The sequence below is a fragment of the Saccharopolyspora sp. ID03-671 genome (assembly GCF_045278815.1).
In the GTDB taxonomy this organism is placed as follows: domain Bacteria; phylum Actinomycetota; class Actinomycetes; order Mycobacteriales; family Pseudonocardiaceae; genus Saccharopolyspora; species Saccharopolyspora ipomoeae.
The window spans coordinates 2,229,158-2,240,559 of the sequence record NZ_CP134054.1; the positions used below are offsets into that span (position 1 = coordinate 2,229,158).

The 11,402-nt window shown below is 71.5% G+C and carries 9 protein-coding genes; 2 read left to right on the forward strand and 7 right to left on the reverse strand.

Going from position 1 to position 11,402, the window contains the following annotated elements; all coding sequences use genetic code 11:
- The 3 genes from REH65_RS09905 to REH65_RS09915 form a co-directional block, all read right to left on the reverse strand.
- Positions 1-1,218, reverse strand: coding sequence for an ArsA family ATPase (locus REH65_RS09905; RefSeq protein WP_406692209.1), 1,218 nt, complete (start codon positions 1,216-1,218; stop codon positions 1-3).
- 7 nt (positions 1,219-1,225) lie between these two features.
- Positions 1,226-1,666 carry an SRPBCC family protein gene (locus REH65_RS09910; protein WP_406692210.1) on the reverse strand — a complete coding sequence of 147 codons (441 nt, stop codon included), beginning with the start codon at positions 1,664-1,666 and terminating at the stop codon, positions 1,226-1,228.
- An 86-nt stretch (positions 1,667-1,752) separates the two neighbouring features.
- Positions 1,753-2,544 carry a metallophosphoesterase gene (locus REH65_RS09915; RefSeq protein ID WP_406693133.1) on the reverse strand — a complete coding sequence of 264 codons (792 nt, stop codon included), beginning with the start codon at positions 2,542-2,544 and terminating at the stop codon, positions 1,753-1,755.
- Positions 2,545-2,816: 272 nt separating this feature from the next.
- On the opposite strand from REH65_RS09915, the gene REH65_RS09920 reads away from it, so the two are divergent.
- Complete coding sequence (locus REH65_RS09920) at positions 2,817-4,625, forward strand: AMP-dependent synthetase/ligase (protein ID WP_406692211.1); 1,809 nt, start codon at positions 2,817-2,819, stop codon at positions 4,623-4,625.
- Between the two features lie 209 nt (positions 4,626-4,834).
- Here the strand turns inward: REH65_RS09920 and REH65_RS09925 are convergent, their stop codons facing one another.
- From REH65_RS09925 to REH65_RS09935, 3 genes are all read right to left on the reverse strand, one after another.
- The gene (locus REH65_RS09925; protein WP_281457292.1) at positions 4,835-6,124 is read right to left on the reverse strand and encodes a hypothetical protein; all 1,290 of its coding nucleotides are present in this window, start codon (positions 6,122-6,124) and stop codon (positions 4,835-4,837) included.
- Between the two features lie 99 nt (positions 6,125-6,223).
- The gene (locus tag REH65_RS09930) at positions 6,224-7,270 is read right to left on the reverse strand and encodes an NlpC/P60 family protein (RefSeq protein ID WP_406692212.1); all 1,047 of its coding nucleotides are present in this window, start codon (positions 7,268-7,270) and stop codon (positions 6,224-6,226) included.
- A 385-nt stretch (positions 7,271-7,655) separates the two neighbouring features.
- Positions 7,656-8,966 carry an NYN domain-containing protein gene (locus REH65_RS09935; RefSeq protein WP_406692213.1) on the reverse strand — a complete coding sequence of 437 codons (1,311 nt, stop codon included), beginning with the start codon at positions 8,964-8,966 and terminating at the stop codon, positions 7,656-7,658.
- A 127-nt stretch (positions 8,967-9,093) separates the two neighbouring features.
- On the opposite strand from REH65_RS09935, the gene REH65_RS09940 reads away from it, so the two are divergent.
- On the forward strand, positions 9,094-10,809 hold the full coding sequence (locus tag REH65_RS09940; protein ID WP_406693134.1) for a DEDD exonuclease domain-containing protein: 1,716 nt from the start codon (positions 9,094-9,096) through the stop codon (positions 10,807-10,809).
- A 136-nt stretch (positions 10,810-10,945) separates the two neighbouring features.
- Here REH65_RS09940 and REH65_RS09945 read toward each other — a convergent pair whose 3' ends face one another.
- A complete protein-coding gene (locus REH65_RS09945; RefSeq protein ID WP_406692214.1) occupies positions 10,946-11,371 on the reverse strand; it encodes a PPOX class F420-dependent oxidoreductase in 426 nt (141 codons plus the stop codon).
- Positions 11,372-11,402: the final 31 nt, after the last annotated feature.

The following is an 11,402-nucleotide window of genomic DNA, read 5'->3' on the forward strand; positions in this document are numbered from 1 at the left end:
TCACCGCATCCAGAGATCGGGGTCGGGACGGAATCGCACCGTCAGCCCGTCGTCGCCGGCCACGGCCGAGGTCACCACGCACCGCTGCAGCACAGCGGGCAGGGCCACGAGCCGTCGCCGACCGTCGACGGTAATCGCCAGCTCCGGACCGATCCGGGCCAGGTCCAGCTCGGCCGCCGGGTGCAGCGGCAACCCGATCCGCAGCGTGTACTCCGAGTCCAGCGACCGGCCACCACCACCGACGCGCATCTCCGGCGCTGCGGCGTCGTTGGCGAGCGGATCGCCGTCGCCGTAGAGCTCGGCGCCCAGGTCCAGCAGCTGCTCGGTGCCCACGGGCTCGGCGGCCCGGTGCTCGACGGTGCGCAGCGGCAGGTCGGTGGCCGCGCGCAGCGCGTCGAGGACGTTCTCCTGCTCCTTGCGGCGGGTTCGCAGCCAGCTCGCCGCGTCGCCGCGGGCCGAACCCGGGTGCGGGACCAGGCGATTGGCGACCAGCCCGTCGACGCGGATGCGCTGCAGCGCCAGGGCGGTCAGCGTCCGGCGGGTCTCGGCGGCGACCACGGATTCCGGGGTGAGCACCAGGCGGACGCTCGTCCCGGCGTCGGTGAGCATGTCCTTGAGGGCGGCCAGCTGCTCGGCGAGCCTGCCGAGCCCGTCGGCCACCGCGTCCCAGCGCTCGACCTGGTCGCTGCCCGCGATCCCGGCCAGCAGGCCGCGAACGGCCCTGCGGTGCGCGGGGAACAGCCGCTCCAGGTATCCGGCCAGGGATTCCGGCAGGGCGAGCAGCCGCAGCGTCTCGGCGGTCGGGCCGCAGTCGACGATCACCGTGTCCCACAGCCCGCTCGCGGCGAGCCGGTGCACCTCGGCCAGCGCCAGCAGGTCCTCGACGCCGGGGAGGACGGTGAGCTCCTCGGCGTCGACGTCGCCGATTCCCGCGCCGCGCAACAGGGTTCGCAGGTGCTCCCGCAGTTCGCGCCAGGTGCCGTCGACCAGTCCCCGGGTCTGCACCTCGGCAGCGTGCAGCGCCGCCCCGGTCTCGCCGACGCGGACCTCGCGGGGCTGCGCGCCGAGTTCGGCCCCCAGCGCGTCGGCCAGCGAGTGCGCCGGATCGGTCGACACGGCCAGCACCTTGCCGCCCTCGCCCGCGACGCGCGCGGCGGTGGCCGCGGCCAGGGTCGTCTTGCCGACCCCGCCCTTCCCGGTGAACAGCAGGATGCGCAAGGGCGGCCTATTCCGCTTCCACGCGGCGCTTGAGCTCCTTGAGCGCCGTGTCCATGATCATCTTCTCGGCCTTGCGGCGGAACATGCCGATCATCGGGATCGCCAGCGTCACCGCGAGGCTGTAGGTCACCTGGGTGCGCTCGTCGCCGAGCGGCTTGAGCGTGTAGCTGCCCTGCTGTGCCTTCTGCACCTGACCCTCGGTCAGCTCCCAGCTCACCGAGAGACCGTCGGCGGACCAGTCGTAGACGTTGGTGTAGGTGTCCTTGACCACGCCCGCGTCCAGCACGAACCGGACCCGCTCGGCGTTGCCGCCGGAGTCCTCGGAGAGCACCTCGGTCTCCTTGACCGCTTCCGCCCACTCCGGATAGGCCGGGAAATCCGCGATGACCGCCATGATCCGCGCAGCCGGGGCTTCGATCTCGATGGACTGGGTGGACTGATCGACCATGCGCGCAGGTTACCGGGTAGCCCCCGGCACGACGTCAACGAGGAGCAAGGTTTCTGCGAAGTCCGCGAAACTCACCTCCTCGGGCGTCATCGCCACCGCAGGACGTAGGGCGTCTGCGTCCGCTTGAAGTGCCCGACGTTGACGCACTCGGTGCGCCCGAGCCGCATCCGCTGCGACAGCGGCTGGTGCACGTGCCCGAACAGCGACCACCGGGGCTGATCAGCGCGGATGCGCTCCAGGACGCTGTCGGCACCGGCCTCCTGGTTGCGCGCCACGACGTCGTAGGTCAGCTCCGGAACGGCGGGCGGCTGGTGGGTGCACAGCACGTCCACCGGCGGCAGCGCGGCGACCGCCGCGTCGTACTCCTCGGCGACGCGCAGGTAGGGCACCCACGCCGAGTGCTGGCGCAGCGTCGCGCCCTCGGGCAGCCGGACGCCGCCGACGAAGCCGAAGGTCAGCCCGCCGATCTCGACCGTCTCGCCGTCGAAGATCCGGATGCCCTCGCTCGCGAACTCCGGCCACAGGTGCGGCGCGTCGACGTTGCCGGGCGTGGCGTAGGTCGGGGCGGTCATCGCGCCGAAGAGCTCGGCGTACTGCTCCCGCACCGCCTCGGTGATCGTCGCGGCCGGGTCGGTCAGGCTCGCCCACAGCGAGCGGATGTAGGCCCCGAACTCCGGCCCGCGACGGCTGCGCCGCAGCTCGGCGAACCGCGCGACCTTCTCGGCCCCGAAGACCCGGCCGAGGATGCCGTTGCCGTGGTCCTGGTAGTCGACGAAGTCGATCAGGTCCCCCAGCACGACCAGCGCGTCGGCCCCGTCTCCGGCGCGTTTCAATGCCTCGACGTTTCCGTGAACGTCCGACACGACGTGAACGCGCAACCTCAACCTCTTTTCCGACGACGGGCCTCCCCCGAACCTGATCGGCCCCAAACCTAATCCGCCGAGGTGCCGAATCGCACCGCCCGTTGTGCACTTGTTCCTGCCTACCCGGTTCCTCGCGTGTGATGCCCGTGACCGGTGGGAGATCATCCGAATCGACGAGGTCTAGGCTGTGACCGCTGGTGTGGCCTGAGATAACGGGGGCTACCGCCCAGTAACTATCAGCGTTAGGTTGTGCCCACTAGACAGGCTTTTTTCCCGGAGGTTTCGACGTGCGAGAGTTCAGCGCACCCGCCACTACGACAGTGGCAGAGGACGAGAACCTCACCGACATGGTGTGGGCCAACGCGGAGCGTTTCGGGAGCACGGTGAGCTTCCGCCGCAGGGTGGACGGCACCTGGGTCGACGTCACCGCCGCGGACTTCGCGGCGCAGGTCCTGGCCGTGGCCAAGGGCCTGATCGCAGCCGGAGTGGGGTCCGGCGACCGGGTGGGGCTGATGTCCCGCACCCGCTACGAGTGGACGCTGCTGGACTTCGCGATCTGGACTGTCGGCGGCGTCACAGTCCCGATCTACGAGACCTCCTCGTCCGACCAGGCCGAGTGGATCCTCACCGACTCGGGCGCGAAGGCGGCCATCGTGGAGACCGAGGCCCACCGCGCCGAGGTCGACAAGGTGATCGACCGGCTCTCCGAGGTCCGCCACGTGTGGCAGATCGAGGGCCCGACCAGCGGCGGCGCGGCCGGCGCGATCGACGAGCTCACCGCGCTCGGCGCGGAGGTATCGGACCAGCAGGTCCACGAGCGCCGCAAGTCGGTCAACGCCGAGGACCCGGCTACGCTCATCTACACCTCGGGCACCACCGGCCGCCCCAAGGGCTGCGTGCTGACCCACCGCAACATGCTCGCCGAGGTGCGGGCCGACATCGATGCGTTCCCGCAGCTGACCAAGCCGGGCAACTCGCTGCTGATGTTCCTGCCGATGGCCCACGTGCTCGCCCGCGCGATCACCATCATGTGCATCTACGGCAAGGTCACCCTCGGCCACACGCCGGACGTCAAGGACCTGATCAACGACCTCGGCTCGTTCCGGCCGACGTTCGTGCTGGCCGTGCCGCGCGTGTTCGAGAAGGTCTACAACACGGCCAAGCAGAAGGCCCACGGCGACGGCAAGGGCAAGATCTTCGACGCCGCCGAGGAAACCGCCGTCCAGTACTCCAAGGCGATGGACGACGGCGGCGCCGGGCTCGGCCTCAAGGTCAAGCACGCGGTGTTCAACAAGCTCGTCTACGGCAAGCTGCGCGCCGCGCTCGGCGGCCGCTGCATCGCGGCGGTGTCCGGTGGCGCCCCGCTGGGCGAGCGGCTCGCGCACTTCTTCCGCGGCGTCGGCGTCCCGGTGCTGGAGGGCTACGGCCTGACCGAGACCACCGCGGCCGCCGCGGTCAACGTCGAGGACGGCTTCAAGGTCGGCACCGTCGGCCGCCCGCTGGCCGGCACCACGATCCGCATCGCCGACGACGGCGAGGTGCTAATCAAGGGCGACGTGGTGTTCAAGGAGTACTGGAACAACCCGACCGCCACCAAGGAGTCCATCGAGGACGGCTGGTTCCACACCGGCGACCTGGGTTCCCTGGACGACGAGGGCTACCTGCGCATCACCGGCCGCAAGAAGGAGATCATCGTCACCGCGGGCGGCAAGAACGTCGCCCCGGCCGTGCTGGAGGACGCGCTGCGCTCCCACCCGCTGATCAGCCAGTGCATGGTGGTCGGCGATCAGAAGCCGTTCATCGGCGTGCTGATCACGCTGGACCCGGAGTTCGTGCCGTCCTGGCTGGCCAACAACGGCCGGTCGGCCGACACGCCGATGTCCGAGCTGATCAACGACCCGACGCTGCGGGCCGAGGTCCAGGGCGCGGTCGACGAGGCCAACAAGGCGGTCTCGCGCGCGGAGGCGATCAAGCAGTTCCGCATCCTCACCGAGGACTTCACCGAGGCCACCGGCGAGCTCACCCCGAGCATGAAGCTCAAGCGCAACAAGGTCGCCGAGAACCACGCAGCGGACATCGAAGCCATCTACTCCTGACCCCACCGACGGACCCCCGTTCGAAAACCGCAACATTCGCGCGACGAAAACAGCGGTTTTCGTCCGGTCGAAAACAGCGGTTTTCGACTTGAGGGGCCGGTTCGGGTGAACTTCGGCGGTGCGATCACCGGGAAACCGGTGTTCGCACCGCCGTTTTCGTGCGTCCGGAGGGTGTCGAAGGGCGCGGGGTTCGGTCCGGAGGTGCCGGGTCAGGAGAGGGTGCGTGGTAGATCTTCTCCCCAGGCCTGGAGGAGTTGGGGGCTGGTGAGGCCGGTGGTCTCCAGGAGGGCCGACTCCGCGGCTTCCGGGGTGGTGGCCGTGGCCATGCGGCGGTAGAGGTCGGTGAGGCGGTCCTCGCCGATGCGTCCGGCCAGGTAGTGCACGATCGACCAGGACTGCTGGTAGGTGACGTCGAGGCGGCTTCCGGCCTGGTGGAACTCGCTGTTGGTCGGCAGCCGCAGCGGCGGCCCGACCTCGCTGACCACGCGGGCCAGCTCGGGAGCGATGTCGCGCGGAGCGAGCCCGGTCTTGCGGTAGCCGACGTAGTCCGGGAATCCCTCCAGCATCCACATCGGAGCGCCGTCGGCGGTGACCGCGCGAGCCGCGACGTGGGTGATCTCGTGCCGCAGCACCACCCCCAGCGCCACCTCCGGGAGTTCCACCGACGTGCGCGGGGTGAGCACCACCCGGGCGCCCTCGACCCGCTTCGTCCGGATGTCCACCAGATCGGCGACCGCCACCCCGGCGATGCCGTCGACGGCGAACTCCGGCCCCACCAGGGCCCGCAGCTCCTCGGGCGATTCGGGGACCAGCACGCCCACCCGCTGCGCCCAGCCGCTCCCCCACACCTCGGTGACGTCGGCGACCGACGAGTCCAGCTGCGCCGCCACCCGGTCCACGGCCTTCGCGTCGTGGCCGACGACCAGCCCGCGATCGGTGCGCCGCACCTCGCACGGCCCGAAGTCCCACGGTCCGCGCCAGGCGTCCGGCACGACACCGGTGTCGTCGGTGAGGTACCAGGACGCGCCCCGCCGGGCGAACAGGTAGCCCAGCGGGCGCTCGGTCGGCACCGAGTCCGCACCGGACAGCGCGTAGCGCAGCGCCACCCGGGACGCCAGGACGCCGTCGGCGGCGGGCACCGGGGCGTGCGGCAGCGGAGCGCCGTCGAGCCGGTAGTCGAAGGTCGTCAGCGGCACCGTCTGCAGGTTGTGGAACAGCTGCAGCTGCCGCTGCTGGAACTCGGCGGGCGCCTCGGGGTCCACGGTGGCCGCGAACGCCGCCTCATCACCGCTGCGGATCGCGTCCTGCCGACGCGCCAGCAGCTCGCGCACGGCCGTCTCAGGGGCGGGAAGCCGCGCCGCCAGACCGGCGTTCTCCGCCGGGGCGGGCCGAGGGGTGACCGGGGCCGGTTCGGGCAGACCCACCAGCGCGAGCCCGCCGAGCACCGCGGCCGACGCGGCGAGCACCAGCCAGCCGCGCGCTTTCCCGGTCGAAGACACGGATCGCATCGTAAGTCCGATCACCACCCCGGTCGATGTGGCCCCGGAGAGCAGTTCGGGGCCGGTCCCCGGAGGAACCGGCCCCGAACGAGCGCTGGATCAGCCCGCGACCCGACGCATCGAGGTGACGTCGCCGATCGACTTGTAGTCGCTGACCTTGACCACGTCGCCCGAGGTCGGGGCGTGCACGGCCTTGCCGTTGCCGATGTACATCGACACGTGGCTGACCGGGCTGTAGTAGAAGATCAGGTCGCCCGGCTTGAGCTGGCTCGCCGAGATCGACTTGCCCTCGGTCACCTGGGTCTTGGTGGAACCGCCGATGCTCACGCCGGCCTGCTTGTAGGCCCACTGCATCAGACCGGAGCAGTCGAAGGTGCTCGGACCCTTGGCTCCCCACACGTAGGCGGAGCCCTGCTTGCTCAGCGCGGCGTTGACGGCCTCGACCGCCGCGCCCGCACCGGCGATGGAGCCGACACCGGTGTCGCCGTCGGAGATCAGCGAGTCCTGGTCCTCACCGCTGAGCTCGGCGTACTTCTCCTCGACCTTGTCGATCTGGTCCTGCATCGCCTTGGACTTGTTCTTCAGGTCCTCGGAGATGCGCGCGGCGTCCTGCTCGGCCTGGGCGGCGCGGTTGCGCGCGTCCTTGGCCGTGCGCTCGGCCGTCTCGGCCTGGTGTGTGGCGGCCGCCAGCGCCTTGACCGCGTCGTTGTTGTCCTTGGCCAGCGCGTCCAGCGCGGAGGCGCGGTCCAGGAAGTCGTCAGGGGTCTCGCTCACCAGCAGCGCGGAGAGCTTGTTCATCCGCGCGCCCTGGTAGGAGGCGTGGGTGAGCTTGTCGACCTGGCCGCGGAACTTCTCTTCCTCGCCGCGGGCCTGGTTGGCGACCTGCTCGGCCTGCGCGGCCTGAGCCTCGGAACGGGCCAGTTCGGCCTTCTTGGCCTCGTGGTCGTCCTCGGCCTTCTTCTTCTCCTCGGTGAGCTGCTCAGCCTGGTGCTGGAGCTCGCGGACCTGCTTGGCCGCGTCCGAGGCGGTGTTCGGGAGAGGCGGATCTGCGAGGGCGGCTCCGCCGGAGGTCATGCCGACGACGGCTGCGACCGCGGTTGCGGCCAGGGCACCTCGCAATGAGCGCTTGATTCCGTGCGACGCCACGTCGCGCACAGCTCCTTCGTGCGTCCAAACCGCCTGACCGCATGCGGAAAACCCGCTGGAACGCGGCCCGGTTCCCCGACAAAACCGAATCAGCGGCGCCTCGCGTGTCGCCCGGTCTGGACGACTGATCGCCACGAGGACTCAGGTAGGTTACGAAAGGTGAGGCGGCGCGTCTATACGCGGGTCCTGTTTTCTACTGAGCGCGACTGATCTCCCCTAACGGAGGATAGTTGCTCGCTCACAGTGATGGATCATTCGGACTTATCACCTGGAACAGTGACAACAACACGCCCACCTTCGGGACACGGAGCGTGCTCGGGTGATCTTCTATGACTTCCGACACGTGGCGGAAGTCGCCAGGCGGGCCCGTTCCAGCGGCGAACGGTCAGACCCTGTTCAACCGCGCCAGCAACATCGCCGAGGAGACCGCGTAGGCCCCGCGCCGCTGCACCGAGGTCACCACCGCCCGATCCGACGTGGCGACCACGACCTGCCTGCCCTCCGGCTCGGCCGCGACGAGATCGCGGATCACGTCGTCGGCCTGCACGCCCGACTCGCTGAACAGCACCCGCACCCCGCGCGGCCCGGCCGTCGGCACCGCCAGCACGTCCGCCCCGTCGAACACCAGCGTGACCTCCGCACCCGTGCGCGCGGCCAGCGCGGCGAGCTGGTGCGCCAACCGATCCCGCTGATCCGCCAGCGGCAGCTCCGGGTACCCGGTCTTGGTGACGTTGTAGCCGTCGACGATCAGGTGCACCGCTGGCAGGCCCAGCAACCGGTCCAGCGCGGCCACGTCCGCCACCGCACCGGCGACCGCCGTCTGCTCCCGCACCCGCCGCACCACGTCGGCCGGGCGCGGACCCGACCCGGCGGCGCCCAGCTCCCGGCGCAGCCCGCCGACCGCGCCCTCCAGGGTCTCCAGCAGCAGCGCCAACCGGACCTCGTCGCCTTGCCGCGCCTCGCGGGCGCTCTCCCGCGCCACCTGCACCTCGGCGGCGGCCCGGTCGGCGCGCTGCCGCTCCTCCCGCGCGCGCTCCTGCTCCCGGTCCCGGTCGGCGGCGATCTCGGCGATCGCCGCCTCGCGGTCGGTGCGCGCCCGCGCGAGCTCCTCGCGGGCCGCCTCGGCCGCGTCCTTGGCCTCCCGCAGCCGCATGCCCTGCTCCCGCAGGCGCTTGCGCAGGCGGTCGGCCTCCTCGTTGCCCGCCGCCTGGTCCGCCGACTCCCGCGCCTCGGCCAGCTCACCCTTGAGGCGGTCGACCTCGGCGACCAGGCGCTCGACCTTGGCCAGCGCCGAATCCCGCTCGGCCCGCAGCTGACCCTGCTCGCTGCGGAAGGCGATCAGCTCCACGTAGTGCGGCGCGATCGCGGCGCCCCGCAGCACCGCGGCGGCCCCGACCACCACCGGATCCGGGTCCTCCAGCGACAGCGCGTCGGGGCGGTGGTGACGGCACCAGTCCAGCACCGACGTCCGGAACACCGACGACTCGCTCAGCGCGGTCAGCAGCGCGGGCTGGCCGAGCTTGGCGCGCTTGGCCGGTGCGAAGCGCACCACCGGGCGCAGCGCCGCCGGCACGTCCGACGGGCGCATCTCGTCGAGCGCCCCGGCTGCCAGGTCGGCGAGCCGCGCGCGCAGCGGCGGCGGCAGGTCCTCGAAATCGACAGGCGCAGCGCCGGAAGTGCGCTGTGCACCGTCCACAGCGGACTCCTCAGGGGTGGGACCGTCCTGTCCCGAACTCGCCGTCGCCATCCCCCCAGGCTAATCGCCGACGTCCCCCACCCGTGCCACCGCCGCGTTGTCGGTAGGAGGACGTAACGTGCCGATGATGTCCGCGCACCGCCAGCTGAGCTTCGACGAGATCGCCATCAGCGACGAAATCCCGCTGCACGCAGCGACGTTCGTGGTGGTCGACCTGGAGACGACCGGGGGTGATCGGGAGGGCGACGCGGTCACCGAGATCGGCGCGGTGAAGGTCCGCGGCGGGGAGGTGCTCGGCGAGTTCGCAACGCTGGTGAACCCCGAACGCGGCATCCCGCCCGCCGTCGTGTCGATCACCGGCATCACCGAGGCGATGGTGCACGACGCACCGCGCTGGGACAGCGTGCTGCCCGCGTTCCTGGAGTTCTGCCGGGGCGCGGTGCTGGTCGCCCACAACGCGCCGTTCGACATCGGGTTCCTGCGCGCCGGCTGCCAGAAGCTCGGGCTGGAGTGGCCGAAACCGCAGGTAGTCGACACCGTCCGGCTCGCGCGCCGGGTGCTCACCCGCGACGAGACGCCCAACCACAAGCTCGGCACGCTCGCCCGCGTCCTGGGCGCGCGCACCCAACCGGTGCACCGGGCGCTGGACGACGCGCGCGCCACCGTCGACGTGCTGCACTCGCTGCTGGAGCGCGTCGGCCCGCTCGGCGTGCGCACCCTGGAGGACCTGCTCGGGCACCTGCCCGACGTCACCCCGCAGCAGAAGCGCAAGCGCGGGCTCGCCGACGCGCTGCCCAACTCGCCGGGCGTCTACCTCTTCCGGGGCCCCAACGACGAGGTCCTCTACGTCGGCACCGCTTCCGACCTGCGGCGGCGCGTCCGGCAGTACTTCACCGCGGGCGAGCGCCGGGCGCGGGTGAAGGAGATGGTCGGCATCGCCGAGCGCGTCGACCACGTCGAGTGCGCGCACCCGCTGGAGGCCGAGGTCCGGGAGCTGCGGCTGCTCTCAGCGCACCAGCCGCGCTACAACCGGCGCTCGAAGTTCCCGCAGCGCGCGTGGTGGGTCGTGCTCACCGACGAGGCGTTCCCGAGGCTGTCGATCGTGCGCACGCCGCGCGAGGACGCGTTGGGCCCGTTCGGGTCGCGGCACGCCGCGAGCACCGCCGTCGAAGCGCTGCAGTCGGCGACGCTCGTGCGGCGCTGCACCGACCGGCTCTCGCCGCGCAAGACGCTCCGCCCGTGCGCCCTGCACGAGCTGGGCCGCTGCGGGGCGCCGTGCGCCGGGCTGCAGAGCACCGAGGACTACGAGCCCGAGGTGATCGCGATCCGCGACGTCATCCGCGGGCGCAGCGGGCACCTGCTGGAACGGCTGCGCGAGGAGCTCCAGCGGCTCTCCGACGCCGAGCGGTTCGAGGACGCCGCCACCCACCGCGACCGGCTCGCCGACCTGGTGCGCTCCCTCGACCGCGGTCAGCGGCTCGCCGCCCTCGCGTCGATCCCGGAACTCGTCGCGGCCCGACCCGACGGCCGCCGGGGCTGGCACCTGTCGGTCATCCGGCACGGCCGCCTCGCGTCGGCCGGGGTCGCCCGCCGAGGCGTCCCCCCGATGCCGGTCGTCGACCTGCTCCGGGCCTCGGCGGAAACCGTCCTCGACGGCCCCGGCCCGCTCCACGGCGCCACCGCAGACGAGACCCGAGTCCTCTACCGATGGCTCACCACCGGCGGCACCCGCCTCGTCCGCACCACGACCCCCTGGACCGAACCCGCCTCGGCAGCCGCCACCTGGCGCTCGTGGCTCGACAAGGCCACCACCGGCAGAACCCCCTACGCCGCCCTCGACTGACCCCACCACCCGAGCGCGGAACACAGGACCCCTCCCGCATTCCCCCCACCGATTACGGCCGTATTCCGGTCACCACCCGGATTACGGCCGTAATCCGGGATGGGATTACTGCCGTAATCCGGTCCGCGGCGTCGGGTCAGGCGGTCATGTCGAAGGCGGCATTGATCTTGGTGGGGCGGAGGCGGACGACGAGCTCGCCGGGGACGCCGTTGCGGCGGCCGAACTCCTCGGCCTTGTCGGGGCCCATGTAGCGGGCGGCGATCGTGGTGGCCGTGTCGACGAGGTCCTGCGGGTCTTCGGAGATCTCCGCCGTGCCCTGGACCTGGACGAAGGCGAACGGCGGTTGGGGCAGGTCGACGCACAGCGCCAGCCTCGGGTCCCGGAGGATCGACTTGCCCTTGGCCGTGTCCTTGCCGGTGTTGAACACCAGCACGTCGCCGTCCACGACGAACCACACCGGCGCCACCAGCGGGCGCCCGTCGGCGGCCGTGAAACCGAGCAACCCGGTGCGGGTGCCCTGGGAGAGGAACTCGCGGACCTTCGGATCCTGCAGCGTAGCCATGCCCGGGACGCTACCGACCGCCCTCGGCCCG